This window comes from Nocardia sp. NPDC051756 (assembly GCF_040681495.1).
In the GTDB taxonomy this organism is placed as follows: domain Bacteria; phylum Actinomycetota; class Actinomycetes; order Mycobacteriales; family Mycobacteriaceae; genus Nocardia.
The window spans coordinates 480,862-496,568 of the sequence record NZ_JBFAYV010000006.1 but is presented as its reverse complement, the minus strand read 5'-3'; the positions used below and the strand labels follow the sequence as shown (position 1 = coordinate 496,568).

12 protein-coding genes are annotated in these 15,707 nt (G+C 68.0%); 5 read left to right on the top strand and 7 right to left on the bottom strand.

The genetic code is table 11. The annotated features are described in order from the left end of the window. Nucleotides 1-13: 13 nt before the first annotated feature. Complete coding sequence (locus AB0M22_RS28405; RefSeq protein WP_364733100.1) at nt 14-679, top strand: enoyl-CoA hydratase-related protein; 666 nt, start codon at nt 14-16, stop codon at nt 677-679. Between the two features lies 1 nt (nt 680). Here AB0M22_RS28405 and AB0M22_RS28400 read toward each other — a convergent pair whose 3' ends face one another. After that, nucleotides 681-1,787: an AI-2E family transporter gene (locus AB0M22_RS28400; RefSeq protein ID WP_364734024.1), complete on the bottom strand. Its 1,107-nt coding sequence runs from the start codon at nt 1,785-1,787 to the stop codon at nt 681-683. Nucleotides 1,788-2,031: 244 nt separating this feature from the next. On the opposite strand from AB0M22_RS28400, the gene AB0M22_RS28395 reads away from it, so the two are divergent. Next, nucleotides 2,032-2,814, top strand: a complete 783-nt coding sequence (locus AB0M22_RS28395; protein ID WP_364733097.1) for a crotonase/enoyl-CoA hydratase family protein — start codon at nt 2,032-2,034, stop codon at nt 2,812-2,814. A gap of 9 nt (nt 2,815-2,823) precedes the next feature. Here AB0M22_RS28395 and AB0M22_RS28390 read toward each other — a convergent pair whose 3' ends face one another. Genes AB0M22_RS28390 through AB0M22_RS28380 form a run of 3 tightly spaced genes read right to left on the bottom strand, consistent with a single transcriptional unit; the run spans nt 2,824 to nt 6,766 of the window. Next, a complete protein-coding gene (locus tag AB0M22_RS28390; protein WP_364733094.1) occupies nt 2,824-3,528 on the bottom strand; it encodes a dienelactone hydrolase family protein in 705 nt (234 codons plus the stop codon). Between the two features lie 48 nt (nt 3,529-3,576). Continuing rightward, nucleotides 3,577-4,200 (bottom strand): helix-turn-helix domain-containing protein, encoded by a 624-nt coding sequence (locus AB0M22_RS28385; RefSeq protein ID WP_364733091.1) that lies wholly within the window; start codon nt 4,198-4,200, stop codon nt 3,577-3,579. 10 nt (nt 4,201-4,210) lie between these two features. After that, nucleotides 4,211-6,766, bottom strand: coding sequence for a heavy metal translocating P-type ATPase (locus tag AB0M22_RS28380; RefSeq protein WP_364733088.1), 2,556 nt, complete (start codon nt 6,764-6,766; stop codon nt 4,211-4,213). 213 nt (nt 6,767-6,979) lie between these two features. Here AB0M22_RS28380 and fadD11 point away from each other — a divergent pair, with 213 nt between their 5' ends. Next, complete coding sequence (gene fadD11, locus AB0M22_RS28375) at nt 6,980-8,776, top strand: fatty acid--CoA ligase FadD11 (protein WP_364733086.1); 1,797 nt, start codon at nt 6,980-6,982, stop codon at nt 8,774-8,776. Nucleotides 8,777-9,457: 681 nt separating this feature from the next. On the opposite strand, the gene AB0M22_RS28370 is transcribed toward fadD11, so the two are convergent. The 3 genes from AB0M22_RS28370 to AB0M22_RS28360 all read right to left on the bottom strand — a co-directional run bounded on the left by AB0M22_RS28370 (nt 9,458) and on the right by AB0M22_RS28360 (nt 13,580). Next, a complete protein-coding gene (locus tag AB0M22_RS28370; RefSeq protein WP_364733083.1) occupies nt 9,458-10,516 on the bottom strand; it encodes an MBL fold metallo-hydrolase in 1,059 nt (352 codons plus the stop codon). A 769-nt stretch (nt 10,517-11,285) separates the two neighbouring features. Continuing rightward, complete coding sequence (mshC, locus tag AB0M22_RS28365; protein WP_364733081.1) at nt 11,286-12,524, bottom strand: cysteine--1-D-myo-inosityl 2-amino-2-deoxy-alpha-D-glucopyranoside ligase; 1,239 nt, start codon at nt 12,522-12,524, stop codon at nt 11,286-11,288. A 411-nt stretch (nt 12,525-12,935) separates the two neighbouring features. Beyond that, the gene (locus AB0M22_RS28360; RefSeq protein WP_364733079.1) at nt 12,936-13,580 is read right to left on the bottom strand and encodes a TetR/AcrR family transcriptional regulator; all 645 of its coding nucleotides are present in this window, start codon (nt 13,578-13,580) and stop codon (nt 12,936-12,938) included. Nucleotides 13,581-13,723: 143 nt separating this feature from the next. On the opposite strand from AB0M22_RS28360, the gene AB0M22_RS28355 reads away from it, so the two are divergent. Together AB0M22_RS28355 and AB0M22_RS28350 are read left to right on the top strand one after the other, a co-directional pair. Further along, complete coding sequence (locus tag AB0M22_RS28355; protein WP_364733076.1) at nt 13,724-14,503, top strand: SDR family oxidoreductase; 780 nt, start codon at nt 13,724-13,726, stop codon at nt 14,501-14,503. Nucleotides 14,504-15,037: 534 nt separating this feature from the next. Then, nucleotides 15,038-15,418, top strand: coding sequence for a DoxX family protein (locus AB0M22_RS28350; protein WP_364733073.1), 381 nt, complete (start codon nt 15,038-15,040; stop codon nt 15,416-15,418). The last annotated feature ends 289 nt before the right edge of the window (nt 15,419-15,707 follow it).

The window sequence follows — 15,707 nt, the reverse complement described above, 5'->3', positions numbered from 1 at the left end:
CATAAGGAATCCCATGCCGAACCTGACCTACCACGACAAGATCGCCGTCCTCGACCTCGGCGCCGACGAAAACCGTTTCTCCCCGGCCTTTCTCGACGAGGTGAACGCCCACCTCGACACCATCGTCGCGGATGGCGCGCAGGGCCTGGTCACCACCGCGAGCGGCAAATTCTTCTCCAACGGCCTCGACCTCGACTGGCTCGGCGCGAACAGCGGCCGTGGCCCGTGGTATGTCGGCGAGGTGCAGCACATCTTCGCACGCGTGCTCGCGCTGCCCGTCCCCACGGTCGCCGCCCTCCCCGGTCACGCGTTCGGCGCGGGCGCCATGCTGGCCATCGCGCACGATTACCGGGTCATGCGCGCCGATCGCGGCTACTTCTGCTTCCCCGAGGTGGACATCCGCATCCCGTTCACCGAGGGCATGGCCGCGCTCATCCAGGCCAAGCTCACCCCGAAGACCGCGATCGCCTCGATGACCACCGGCCGCCGCTTCGGCGGAACCGACGCGCTGGCCGTCGATATCGTCGACGCGACCGCCGCCGAGGGCGCGATCACCGACACCGCGCTCGCCCTGCTCGCCCCGCTCGGCGGCAAGGATTCCGGCACCCTCGGCGCGATCAAGAACACCATGTTCGCCGGCGCGCTCGCCGCGCTGACGGCGGCCCGGCAGACCGACTGAGCTACTCCGGTGCGGGTTGGACCTCGTCGTCCGACTCCGGTGGCGCGGCGGTGACCACATCGATCTGCTCGCCGATGTAGCGGACCACCACCGCGACCACCGCCACCACCGGCACCGCGAGGAACGCACCGACGATGCCGTAGAGCGAGCCGCCCGCGGTGACCGCCAGCAACACCAGCACCGCATGCAGCTTCATGCTCCGGCTCTGCAGAACCGGTTGCAGCACATTGCCTTCCAGCTGCTGCACCGCGACGATGATGGCCAGCACGATCAGCGCCGTAGTGAATCCGTTGCCGACCAGCGCGACGAGCACCGCGAGCGCGCCGGCCACGAACGCGCCGACCATCGGGACGAACCCGCCGATGAACGTGATCACCGCGAGCACCAGCGCCAGCGGAACCCCGAGGATCACCAGCCCGGCCCCGATGAACACCGCGTCGATCAAACTGACCAGCGCCTGGGTCCGGATGAACCCGCCGAGGGTGCCCCAGACTCGGTTCAGCACCTCCTCGACGTGCCGGCCGCTGCGGCTGCCGAGCACGGCGTGCAGCCAGGGCAGCAGGCGCGGCCCGTCCTTGACGAAGAAGAAGCTCAGCACGAGCACCAGGAACAGGGTGATCAGCACCGACGTCGCCGTCGACACCCCGGAGAACACCCCACCCGCGATCTGCGCGGCGCTCGATTGCAGCCGGGAGACGATCGCGTCGACCGCGGAGTTGAGCTGCTCGTCGCGAATCCGCAACGGCGGGCCCTGCATCCAGTCGCGCACCTGATTCACACCCGCGGTGGACTTGTCCGCGAGATCCGGCGCCTGGTCCACCACCGACGGCACGATCAACGCGATGATGCCGGCCAGCGCTCCGATGAACACGACCATCGTGATGCTCGCCGCCAGCGCCGGGCGCAGGCCATGATTCGTCAGCCAGCGGGTCGGCGGCCACAGCACGGTCGCGACGACGATCGCGAGCGCGACCGGCAGGATCACCACCCACAGTTTGGCGAGCAGATACATCAGCACCCACGAGCCGGCCGCGATCGCGACGATGCACAGCGACCACTTCGCGAGCCAGATGATCCCGGACCCGATCACGTCTCCGCGATCCGGCACCGCGTGGCTACCGGTGCCCGTCTTGGCGTCAGACTTGCCGCTGTCCTGCTGAATGTCTTTGCTCGGCCCACTCACGCGCCAAGTCTTGCACGGGGTCGCGGTCGGAACCGGTCATTATGGGCCGCGCGGCGCGGTAGCTGTGCTCACATCCACAGCTCGCCGACTGCGCCCGCTGACCGGGATGCCGCCGTCCGGCGCGGCAGCGTCCCGGTAGGTTCGAATGGACTTCTGAAGGAGGGCCACTTTGACCGCCGCAGCCACGCTGGAACGCAAGGGGCACATCGCCGTCATCACCCTGAATCGCCCGGAGGCGATGAACGCGGTGAATGCCGCGTTGTCGAGTGCGGTGGGCGCCGCGCTGGCCGAGCTCGCCGCCGATCCGCTGCTGCGGGTCGGGGTGATCACCGGGACCGGGCGCGCCTTTTGCGCCGGGGCCGATCTCAAGGAGTTGGCGCGCGGCAACGTGATTCACGATCCGGAGCATCCGGAATACGGATTCGCCGGGCTGGTCCAGCATTTCGTCGACAAGCCGCTCATCGCGGCGGTCAACGGGTTCGCGCTCGGCGGCGGCACCGAGATCGTGCTGGCCAGCGATCTCGCGGTGATGAGCGAGGACGCGTCGCTCGGCTTGCCTGAGGTGACGCGCGGATTGGTCGCCGCGGCAGGCGGCTTGCTGCGGCTGCCGCGCGCGGTCCCGCCGAAGATCGCGCTGGAGATGGCGTTGACCGGCAAGCCGATCGATGCCGCGAGCGCCGCGCACTGGGGGTTGGTCAACCGGGTGGTGCCCGCCGACCAGGTGCTGACCGCCGCGCTCGAACTGGCCGAGACCATCGCCGCGAACGCACCGCTGTCCGTGCGCGCGTCGAAGCGGATCATGCACCGCGTCAACGACTTCGGCTCGGACTGGGATACCCCGATCTGGCAGATGAGTCTCGAAGAGGCGGGTCCGGTGTTCATCAGCAAGGACGCGCTGGAGGGTCCGCGCGCGTTCGCCGAGAAGCGGGCTCCGCAGTGGCGCGGTGAATAACCGCCCAGGTCAGGACTTTTCGGCTCCGGTCAGGTGCGTATCGAAGAAGCTGAAGATGCGCTGCCAGGCGTCGCGGGACGCGTCCTCGTTGTAACCGAGGCCGGTGACGCGCAGCAGCGGGTCGACCGGGGTGACGTTGGCGAAGGCGTGGGTGACCTTCGGATAGACCTTGATGTCGTGCTCGACGCCGAGTTCGGTCAGCGCCTCGTCGAGCTTGCGGGACGCGCCGATCAGGATCGGATCACGTTGGGCGTAGCTGGCCACGACCGGGCAGGCGCCGTCGAGCACGGCGCGGTAGTCGCCGTAGAGAGACGGATAGAACGGTGCGGACGCGTCGAAACCCTTCGGCGCGACCAGCAGCGCGAATCCGCCGCCCATGCAGAAGCCGATCACGGCGGTGCGGCCGGTGCAGTCGGGTTCGGCGACGAGCCGGTCGCGCGCGGCCATGACGTCGCGCACCGGCGGTCCGTCGCCGGTGAAGGCCAGCGCCCGGAAGATCGCCCGAATGCAGCGCACCCGTCCACGCGAGAACAGATTCGGCGCGATCGTCAGATACCCGTAGTCGGCCAGCATCCCGACGGTCCGCCGCAGATCCGCACTGAACCCCACGCCGTCGTGGATCACCACGACCCCGGGCCACGGGCCATCCCCGGACGGTCGCGCGAGGAGCGCCTCGAGCCGGCCATCGGGTGCGGTGAGCTCAATCGTCTTCATGCCCACCGAATCTAGGTCAGTGTCTCAGACATGTACAGCACGATCCGGTCAACGCGGGGCGATCACGGCCAGCATGCCGCGGGCGAACTGTTCGTAGCGGGCGATGTTGAACTGCTCGGGATCGAGCAGGAGCTGGTGCCCGGCCCGCTCGCCCGCGGCCAGCAGGGACATGGCCAGCAGTTCCAGATCCAGGTCCGCGAGGCCCGGACGGCGGTCACGACCCCATTCGAGCAGGGCGCGCAGCTGATCGAGGGCGAACTGCATCGCGGCCGCGGAGCGTTCGCGGACCTGGCTCGGCGCGTCGACGGCGGGCAGGAGCAGCAGGCGCCACGAGTCCGGGTTCGCGGTGACGGCGGTGAGCAGGTTCGTCATCGCCGCGACGAGGATGTCGTCGAAGTCGCCGTCCTCGGTGAAGACCGGCATCGCGTCGGCCAGGGTCGCCAGCGCGCGCTGCCCTTCGCGGTCGAAGAGGGCGAGCAGCAGCGGTTCCACGCCCGGATAGGCCGCGTAGACACGAGGTTTGGCCAATTCGGCCTCGCGGGAGACGGCCTCCATCGTGGTCGCCGCATAACCGTGACGGGTGACCAGCCGCAGGGCGGCGTCGAGCACCTGCTCGCGCCGCACCTCGAGCTGCATCCGCGGCTGGCGGGGGCGTTTGACGGGCTGACTCACCGAGCCAACACTAGTCGCCGCTCGAGGTGCGGCCGGGCAGGCGGAGGCGTTTGAGCGACACCGCGTTCAGGGCGACGATGATGCTCGAACCCGACATCGACATGGCGGCGATCTCCGGGCGCAGGGTGAAGCCGAACGCCGGAACGAAGACGCCCGCGGCGATGGGCAGCGCGATGGTGTTGTAGCCGACGGCCCAGGCCAGGTTCTGATGCATTTTGCGCAGGGTGCCGCGGCCGATGCGCAGGGCGGTGGGGACGTCGAGCGGGTCGGAGCGCATCAGGACGAGGTCGGCGGTTTCGATGGCGACGTCGGTGCCCGCGCCGATCGCGATGCCCAGGTCGGCGCCGGCCAGCGCGGGAGCGTCGTTGACGCCGTCGCCGACCATCGCGACCTTGCGGCCGTTCTGTTGCAGCTCAGCGATTTTCGCGGCCTTGTCGCCGGGGAGAACCTCCGCGATGACGGTGTCGATGCCGAGGTCGGCGGCGATGCGTTCGGCGGTGGCGCGGTTGTCGCCGGTCAGCATGACCACCTCGATGCCGAGGTTGTGCAGCTCGGCCACGGCGGCGGCGGAGGTGTCGCGTGGTGCGTCGGCGAGGGCGATCGCGGCGGCGGCGGTGCCGTCGATCGCGGCCAGGACCGCGGTGTGGCCGGAGTCGGCGAGCCGATCGCGTTGTGCGGCAAGCGGTCCGAGGTCGATGCGCTCGCGTTCGAACAGGCGGCGGTTGCCGACCACTACGCGATGGCCGTCGACCTCGGCGATAGCGCCGTGGCCGGGGACGTTCTCGAACTTGTTCGCGGACAAGGGTGTGCTGCCGAGGGTTTCGGCATGGCGGACGATCGCTGCGGCCAAGGGGTGTTCGGATTCGCGTTCGACGGCGGCGACCAGGCGCAGGACCTCGTCGGCCGAAAACCCTTCGGCGGTAATCACATCGGTGACTTCCGGTTCACCCTTGGTGAGGGTGCCGGTCTTGTCCATCACCACGGTTTGGATGCGGGCCGCGGCTTCCAGGGCGAGCGCATTCTTGAACAGCACACCGCGTTTCGCGCCGAGGCCGGTGCCGACCATGATCGCGGTCGGGGTGGCGAGGCCGAGGGCATCCGGGCAGGTGACCACAACGACGGTGATGGCGAACAGCATCGCCTTGGCGAACGAGGCGCCGACCAGCAGCCACACCGCGAAGGTCAGTGCGCCGCCGAACAATGCGACCAGGACCAGCCAGAAGGCCGCGCGGTCGGCCAACTTCTGGCCCGGCGCCTTCGAATTCTGGGCCTGCTGAACCAGTTCCACGATCTGCGCCAGCGCGGTGTCCGCGCCGACCTTGGTCGCGCGAATTCGCAAGGTGCCGTTGGTGTTCAGCGAGGCGCCGATGACCGTCGCGCCCGGCTCCTTGTGCACCGGCATGCTCTCGCCGGTCACCATCGACTCGTCGACCTCGCTGTCCCCCTCCTCCACCACGCCGTCGACGGCGATCTTCGCGCCAGGGCGCACCAACAGCAGATCACCGACCACCACCTCGGCGGTAGGCACCTCCACGGGCGCGCCGTCGCGGATCACCTCCGCCTTGGGCGGCGCCAGATCCAGCAGCGCGCGGATGGCGTCATTCGCCCCGCCGCGCGCCCGCATCTCGAACCAATGCCCGAGCAGCACAAAGGTTGCCAGCATCGTCGAGGCCTCATAGAACACCTCGCCCCCGCCGGTCAGCGTGATCGCCAGCGAATACAACCACCCCGCCCCGATCCCCACCGCGACCAACACCATCATGTCCAACGTGCGCGCCCGCAACGCCGCCACCGCACCGGTGAAGAAGATCGCCGACGAATAGAACACCACCGGCAAACTCAAGATCAACGCCCAAATATCCTGCCGCATCCCGAACGGCACCGGAAGATGCAACCCGAACATGTCGGTAGCCATCGGCGACCACAACATCACCAGCACCGCGAACACGGCGGCAACGACAAACCGATTCCGCATGTCAGCGGCCATGTCCTCCATGGACATTCCGGCATGGCCGGCGTGGGCAGCGTGCCCGGCTTGCATTTCGTGGCCTGCGTGCGCATCACGATCGGCATGCGCATCGTGGCCGGCTTGCATGTCGTGACCCGTGTACGCGTCGCGATCTGCATGCATGTCGTGGCCAGCGTGCGCGGCATCGGTGCGCCCGGCCTGAACGACAGGTGCGTGCGCGTCATGCGCAGACGGCATCTCGTGGGGCGAGGTGTCAGCCGAGCGCGCGGCATCGGTCGTCGCGATGGTCGCGGCGTCCGGCGCGTGGCCGTCGTTGCGCGGCTCGATCAGGGGGTCGCAGATGTGGTTCGGTACCGAACGTCCTGCGCAGTGGTAGCCGCAGTCGCGAATCCAGCCGGCTAGTTCGGCGACCGAGGTGTGGGCCGGGTCGTAGGCGATGGTGGCGGTCTGTGCGGTCAGGTTGGCGGCGACGTCGAGGACGCCGGGCCTGCGGCGGAGTACGGCGGTGACGACATTGGCCTGGCTGGCCCAGCGGACGCCGCGCACGTCGAGGACGACGGTGCGGCGGGTCGGGGCGCGGTGCTGGTCGTGGTTCACGTACCTCACTCCTCGTTCGGAAAGCTCGGCTCGATCGAATCGAAGCGTGCCGTCGGCTAGCTCGACCATATACCCCTACGGGGTAGGTGTCTAACTCAAATCGCCGACGCTGACCCGCGCGTGGTGGAGGAAATCGACAGAAACGTCCCCGGGTCGCGGCGCGGCCCTTACCGTCTCGGATAGATAGACAGCTGTTCTGAACGGGGTTGCGCGATGACCGAACCGAATACTTCCTGCGCCGCATTCCAGCGGGTGGCGTCCATCGATCCGGACGCGGTCGCGGTCCGGTCGATCGGCGGCGAACACAGTTTGACCTGGCGGGATTACGCCGCGCAGGTGCGGGAGATCGCGGCGGGGTTGAACGCGCTCGGGATCGGGCGGGGCGACACGATCGCCTTGATGATGGCCAATCGGGTGGAGTTCTATCCGCTCGAAGTCGGCGCGCAGCACGCCGGGGCGACGTCGTTCTCGGTGTACAACACGCTGGTTCCCGAGCAGCTGAACTACGTGTTCGGCAACGCGGGGAACCGGGTGGTGATCTGCGAGGCGCAATACGTCGACCGGATCCGGGCGTGCGGGGTGCCGATCGAAACCATCGTCAGCCTGGACGGCGCGCCGGCCGGAACGATCAGCGTCGACGAGCTGAAGTCGTTGGGGCGCAGCGATTTCGACTTCGAAGCCAGTTGGCGCGCGGTGCAACCGGACGACGTCGTGACGCTCTGCTACACCTCCGGCACCACCGGCAACCCCAAGGGCGTCGAACTCACCCACGCCAACCTGCTGTTCGACGCTCACGCCTTCGCCTCGGTGCTACCCGTCGAATTCGGCGACCGGCAGACCTCCTACCTGCCGACCGCGCACATGGCCGACCGGTTCACCGCGCTGTATCTCCAGGAGGTGTTCGGCAGTCAGATCACCGTCGTACCCGACCGCAGTCAGCTGGCCGCCGCGCTGCTGGATGCCCGGCCGACGATCTGGGGCGCGGTTCCGCGCGTGTGGGAAAAGTTCAAGGCCGCAATCGAATTCGCGGTGGCGAACGAGCCCGACGACGCCACCCGCGCGGGCCTGCAGTGGGCCCTCGGCGTCGCTGAGCGCAAGGCCGCCGCGGAGCTGTCCGGCGAGCCGATGGACGACGCGCTTGCCGCCGAGTGGGCGAAGGCCGATGCCGCCGTCCTGTCCAAGCTGCGCGCGAAACTCGGTATGGACCAGATGAAGTGGGCGATGTCGGGCGCCGCGCCGATCCCGGCGGAGACGCTGGGGTTCTTCTTCGGCCTCGGCATTCCGATCTCCGAAGTCTGGGGCATGTCCGAGGTGACCTGCATCGCGTCCGTCAGCCCGCCGCAGGAGGCCCGGCTCGGCACGGTCGGCAGGCTGCTCCCCGGTCTGGAATCCAGCATCGCCGAGGACGGCGAATTCCTGGTCCGTGGCCCGTCGATCATGCGCGCGTACCGCGAGGAACCGGTCAAGACCGCCGAAGCCCTCGACGCCGACGGCTGGCTGCACACCGGCGACATCCTCACCCAGGACGCCGAGGGATACCTGCGCGTCGTCGACCGCAAGAAAGAACTCATCATCAATTCCGCCGGAAAGAACATGTCCCCGGCCAACATCGAGAACGCCATCAAGGCCGCGACCCCGCTGATCGGCTCCATCGCCACCATCGGCGACCGCCGCCCGTTCAACACCGCGCTCATCGTCATCGACGCCGAAACGGCCGAACCCTATGCCGCACAACACGGTCTGCCCGACGCCTCCGCCGCCGCCCTGGCCGGCCACCCCGGCGTCATCGCCGAGATCGCCCGCGGCGTCGCCGCCGGCAACACCAAACTCTCCCGGGTAGAACAGATCAAACGCTTCACCGTCCTCCCCGCCTTCTGGGAACCCGGCGGCGACGAAATCACCCTCACCATGAAACTCCGCCGCACCCCCATCGCCACCAAATACGCCCAAGACGTCGACCGCCTCTACTCCCCCGACCTCTCCCCTGGAGTCCACGAACCGACCTCCTGACTGCACGGGACACCACCGACCGCCCAGTCACGCTCCGGCCCAGCAACGCCCGCTCGCCAGCAACCGGAAGGGCGCACCCTCATCGAACGGGATAACCCGGCGGGCGCACCCATGTCCCGATCGGCACGCAGGCGGGGGCGGGGAGACGATCGAGCGGGCGTACACGGACGACCCACACGCGTTCCGACACAACCATGGCCCACACGGCAGAACAAATGCGCTGCCATCGCGCATCGAAAGGCAGACCACGGCAGGCTCGCTCGCGATTCGGCGCAGCCTTGTCCCGCTCGGCACGCAAGTCGGCGTATGCCCTTGTCGGGCGGGACGTGGCCGAGGGGAACTCACGATTTCGCGCGACCATGTCCCGCTCGACACCTAGGCCGGGGGCGCGGGCGATCGAGAAGGTGTGCACGGCCGACCCACTCGCGTCCCGACGCAGCGACGGCCCACTCGGCAGACGATGCGATGCCGCAGCTCATCGAACGGGACACCACAGCGGGCTCACTCACGGTGCGGTGCAACCATGTCCCGCTCGGCACGCAACTGGGCGCGTGGCCTTGTCGAGTGGGACATGGTGGAGGGGACATTCGCGGTTTGGCACGACGACGTCTCGCTCGGCGACGTTCTCGCGGCAGGTGGTGCGGGTTTGCAGTGGGCGCAAGCGTGTTGGTGGGGTGGGGGTTAGAGGGGGAAGGTTAGGCGGGCGGGGCGGATGTAGTCGGCGGGGTCGTGGAGGGAGCGGAGTTCGGGGCGGTGGGGGGTGGGGATGCGGGTCAGTTCGGATTGGAGGGGTGGGTCGTAGGTGGCGGCGCCTGCGGTGATGCCGGGGAGCCAGTTGTCGTGGTGGGTGGGGACGAAGAGGGCGGGGGTGATGGCTTCGATGTAGCGGCGGGGGTCGCGGAGGCCGTTGGTGATTTGGTTGAAGCCTTGGATGGCGCCGATGTGGAGGTCGGTTTTCGGTAGGTTCGCGAAGATGTCGAAGACGTGCGGGGCCTTCTCGGTCAGAGGGCCGGTGGAGTCGTGCCAGACCAGGGAGAAGCCGGGGACACGGAATTGGTAGAGGAGGGAGCCGCCCTCGGGGTCGTTCAGGCGCGGGACGTTTTGCAGGATGCCGGCCAGGCTGGGCGGATGTTGGACGAGGGCGCAGAGTTCCGGCATCGGGAAGAACGGGGCGGAGCCGCCGGGGCGTTCGGGGGCGGTGGGGGCGGAGTGCACGTGGCGGATCGCGGTCACCTCGATGGGGCCGACGGTGAAGTCGTGCCGCTCCCCCGGTTGCGAATTCGCGTCACCGAGGGCGACGGTCCGGAATGCCGGATCGCTCACCTGGGCACGGATAGTCGTGCCGTGGTCGGCGGTCCCGTAGACGACGGCGCCGGACGCCTGGGCGATCCGTCCGGCATCACCGGCGTGATCGAAATGGCCGTGTCCGATGAAGATCGCCTCGGGCGCGAGGTCGGCGAGATCCTGTGGTGTGGCGGGCACATATCCGGTGCTGGTGAGGCGGGGCACCCAAGCGTCCAACAGGAACACCGACCCGCCCATGGCCATCGCGTACGTGGTGCAGCCCACCCAGGCCAGCACCACTAGATCCGCCCGAACCGCACCGGTTTTCGCGTCGACGGTGTCGGTTCCGAAGAATCGCTGCCGAGCGGCCACGGTCTGTGGCGCGGCGGGATCGGCCGACGCGGTCAGTCGCCCCGCAGCCAGCAATACTCCGGCGCCGAGCGCTCCGCCCAGCATCGTCCGCCGCCCGATCAACCCTCGCCCAGGAATGTTGCACACCGCAGTACCACATCACGGAATGCAGGCCCCCGGCAACCATTTCCGCCGATCCGGGGGACGCTGTCTCAGCCCTTCGGGGGGCACCGAATCGGCTGATCCTATGAGGTGCGTCCTAGCTGAATCGACAGGCATCCGCACTCAACCGATCCGACGAGACGCATCCCAACCGAATCAACCGACATCCACACCCAACCGAACCGACGACGCGCAACCCAACCGAACCGACCGACATCCACACCCAACCAAACCGATGGGGCGCGTCCCACGCACCACCGCCGCGCCATCCGCACTCGGCCGATCGAATGGGGCGCAGTTCCGGCACAGTGGAGAATCACATTCGCCGGCCTCTCGTCTGCGGTATTCCCAGTCGACGGACCGCCGGCGACGACCGCCCAACGTCGTGTCTGCTCACCCGAACGCTGGCCGGGCCGTCGAGCCGATCCGGTGCCACTGCGCGCGACCGCCTTGCTCGTCACACCGAATCCCGCGGCCGAGGTCGCACATCGAGACAGCCAGCAACGTCCTGCCCGGAACGTCGGCCACCACGCAGTCAACGCCTTCGACTGGGCTCCCACTCTTGATACGGATGCTAAGCGGACGTCAGGCTTGACGAGGCACGGAATGCCGGCCTGGTAGTGCGCCATTCCTCGTACGCCTACTTGCCCCTGCACACACCCCCTCAGAGTCATGCGGGATGTGCGGAGCGACAAGCAGACGTGCGAAGCAACTACAGGCTCAGGCCCAGAAGGGCGTCGACGGCGGAGGCGATAGCGGCTGGCGCTTCGGGATCGGAGCCGCCGTAGTCCAGGGCCTGGCGGGTCCAATTGTCCACGGCGTCCAACGCTTTCGGGGTGTCCAGGTCGTCGGACAGGTGCTGGCGGACGCGGGCGATGGTGTCGGTGGCGGTGGGTCCGGTTGCGAGGGCGGTGGCGCGACGCCACCGGTCGAGACGGGCCTTCGCCTGCTCGAGCACCTCGTCGGTCCACATGCGATCTTGGCGGTAGTGGCCGGCCAGCAGGCCGAGGCGGATGGCGGCCGGGTCGACTCCGCTGCGGCGCAGCGTCGAGACCAGGACGAGGTTGCCCTTGGACTTCGACATCTTCTCGCCGTCCAGGCCGATCAGGCCGGCGTGCACGTAGTGGCGGGCGAAGCGGCGGCCGGCGATCAGCGACTCGGCGTGCGCGGCGGAGTACTCGTGGTGCGGGTAGATGAGGTCGCTGCCACCACCCTGGATGTCGAACTCGGGCCCGATTCGGTTGAGCGCGATCGCCGAACACTCGATGTGCCAGCCGGGACGACCCGCGCCGAACGGGGCCTGCCAGGACGGCTCGCCCGGACGCTCGGCACGCCACAGCAGCGCGTCGATGGTGTCGCGCTTACCGGGACGGTCGGGATCGCCGCCGCGCTCGGCGAACAGGCGCTCCATGGTGGCGCGGTCGTAACCGGACTCGTAGCCGAACTGCTCGGTGGCGTCGGCGCGGAAGTAGATGTCGGGGAACTCGGCGTCGTCGACGACGTAGGCCGCGCCTGAAGCCAGCAGCTTCTGCACGAATTCGATGACCTCGTCGACGGATTCGATCGCGCCGATGTACTCGCGCGGCGGCACGATGCGCAGCGCGGTCATGTCCTCACGGAACAGGTTGATCTCGCGGGTGCCCAGGTCGCGCCAGTCCAGGCCGTCGCGCTCGGCCCGCTCGAACAGCGGATCGTCCACGTCGGTGACGTTTTGCACGTAGTGCACGTCGTGGCCGGCGTCGCGCAGCGCGCGGTTGACCAGATCGAAGGTCAGGTAGGTGGCGGCGTGACCGAGATGGGTCGCGTCGTACGGGGTGATCCCGCAGACGTACATGGTGGCGGTGGCACCGGGTGTCACCGGCCGTACCTGACGGTCGGCGGTGTCGTACAACCGCAACGGTGGCCCTGCTCCGGGGATGGTGGGTAGGGCGGTATCGGACCAGGACTGCATGATTCGAGGGTAAAGGTGTGGTCGAGATCATCGACCCCCGCCCCGGTCCAGAGCCCGCCGTAAGCCGCTGACCTGCCGCTCCCGACCTGCGTTTTTCAGCAAATCATGGGATGTCAAGATTTTCGCTCTCGCAGAATCAGCTGTCGGAGGATCTGCGCTGCTGCACCGGGCGCCATGGAATCAACCGCCGACGGTAGCGGCCCGGCGGCCCGAGGGCAATGAGAAATCCGAGTCGATCGACAGGGGCATCGCCTGCGATCGGCACACGGTGCAGTCCTGCATTCGATGCCGAACCACCCGCGATCGGAACCCGGTGCGCCCACTGAACCAGTGCCGCAACATCACTCGCCCGATTGCTATCGGTTTCCACCTCGAGAGCCCAGCCTTGCACGTTTTGGGCCGGCGGCGGGATCAGTCGCTGATGGACGTCGCTGGTCCGGTCGCGCCGTACCGGGCGGCGAAGGTGCGGACGGCCTCGTCGACGACCTGAGCGACGCGTTCGGCGCCCACCGCCCAGCCCGGCACCAGCAGTGACGGCCAGAAGACGTAGTTGGAGATCATGCCCAGGAACTGGGTGGCCGCGAGGTCCACGTCCTCGACCCGCACCGTTCCCGCCTCGTGCTCGGCCAGGAGGTAGCCGCGTACCGACTCGAAGTAGGGCATCTTCCCGTGCGAGAACTGCGCATGGGCCAGCTCAGGAAACCGCGGCAGCTCGGCGATGACGATCCGGAACAGGTCGGTCATCTGGGCACGGCCCAACAGCTCGGCGTAGCGGCGGCCGATGATGCCGAGCCCGTCGACGACGTTGCCGGCCGACGGCGGATCCGCCTCGTCGGCGTTCGACCATGACTCGGTCACGATGGCGTCGAACAGGGCAGCTTTGCTCGGAAACTGCTTGAACAAGGTGGCCCGTGAAACGCCCGAGCGCTCCGCGATCCGCGCCAGCGACGTCCGGTCGTAGCCCAACTCGAGAAACAGTGCGGTCGCGGCTGTCACGATCAGCGCGCGCTTCTCTTGGGCGACGCGCTGGTGATACGTCGTCACGACCTTGCTCATAGGCCAAGCATACGAGGTGAGTGGCTTGACTCACCTCTGCCGCAGACCTACTGTCGGAGCAATGGTGAGTCGATCGGCTCACCATTGGCCGCCGTTCATCACTGATGACCCCGGCCAGCTACCTCATACCGAAGGAACATCTGATGCCCCGCTTCGACAACCAGACCGTGCTCGTGACCGGTGGAACCGGCGGCCAGGGCTCGAGCCACGTGCGCGCCTTTCACGCGGAAGGAGCGAACGTGGTGATCGGCGGCATCGACGCCGAACGCGGCGCCGCGCTCGCCGACGAGCTCGGGACCCGCGCTCGCTTCACCCGCCTCGACGTCACCGACGAGAGCTCGTGGTCCGCCGCTGTGCTGGCCGCCGAGAGCGCCTTCGGTGACCTGAACGTGCTCGTCAACAACGCAGGGGTGCAGAACCCGCCGGCAACCATCGAAAATACGGGCCAGGCCACGTGGTCGCGCATCCTCGACATCAACCTCACCGGGACCTTCCTCGGCATCAAGGTCGCAGCCCCCGCGCTGCGCCGCGCAGCAGGGGGAACCATCGTCAACATCGCCTCGACCATGAGCATGGGCGGCACGGCTCACTACGCGCCGTACGTCGCCAGCAAGTGGGCCATCCGAGGGCTCACCCGAACGGCAGCACTCGAACTCGGCCGCGACCACATCCGGGTGAACACCATCCACCCCGGCGTGATCGCGACCCCCTTCATCCAAGAACCAGCGGCCGGCGCCACCGCGGCGATCGCCGATTTCTACTCACCCGAGCCGTTCGCCATCCCCCGGCTCGGAGAACCGACCGACGTCACCCGGCTTCTCCTGTTCCTCACGTCATCGGACGCCTCGTTCATCACGGGCTCGGAGTACGTCATCGACGGTGGGCTCCTCCTCGGCCCCGCCCTTCAGACCGAGGCCGCATGAGCAGTCCGGACACGCTCGGGGCGCACGGCTCACCGGACACGCCCGGGTCGAACCACTCACCGGACGCGTCTTTATCGCACCTGCCCGATCACATCCGACGAGCCATCGAGATCACCCCCGCCGCAGGCGCATCAGCTTCCGCCATCGACCGTGATCGCGGTCGACCGTGAAGAGCCCGACATTTCGTTGCCACGCGACGCCGCCGGCGGCCAGGGGATGGCCCTGAAAGAGTGACCGCGGTCGACCATCCACACGCGACCCGTACGGTGCGCGCCCCCGATTGCACAGACGCACGGCTTCTGATTTCCCGCACCTGGATTCGCATGCGATTTCCGGTGCGGGAAATCAGAAGGTGTGCGGCTATGGCGCACGTCACGCGAGTGAGGCGTCACGGGTGGCGGGGTGCGGGCGTCTTATGGGCGCCTGGTGAGTTCATCGGGTGTCGATGTGGTCGGCGTTCGTCAGCGCATCGGCGAGCCAGTTCGGATGAACGCGGCGGTGTCAGAGCTGCCTGCGATGTTGAAGGAGAATCTCATGAACCTCGCGCTGTGGATCGCTGCCGGAGTATTGGCGGTTGTCGCGCTGGCCGGTGGGATCACGAAGACGTTCGTGCCCAAGGCGAAACTGGCCGCGGCGTCTGGCGGGGAGTGGACCGATCGCGTCGATGCCGGGTTCATCAAAGCCCTCGGAGTGGTCGAGATTCTGGCAGCGGTCGGCCTGATCCTGCCTGCCGTGCTCGATATCGCACCCGTCATGGTGCCGGTCACCGCCGCCTGCTGGGTCGTGCTGATGATCGGCGCGATGATCACCCATTTGCGCGATGGTGGTTGGAAGTTCGCGATAGTGAATCTGGTCTATCTCGGCATCGCCGTATTCGTCGCGTGGGGCCGCTTCGGCCCACATTCCTTCAGCTGAGGCAGCGTTCGAGACAACTGCGTCGGCGGCGGTGCTGGTAGGACAACGGAACTCGCCGCCACCACGCTCGCCGCCGAGGGCATAAATCACCAACCCCTCCGGTCGCCGATCGCCCTCGCCACCAACCGTACTCGCCCGCCGACGGCACCCACCACCAATCGCATCCGCCGCCAATCCACTCGCGGCCTCGCATTGTTTCGACGCCCCGGGCAGCCGACTCACGCTGCCGACCGAACAGAAATCACCCGACATTCGGCACAGCATGCAGCAATGCATTCACTGCCGGGAA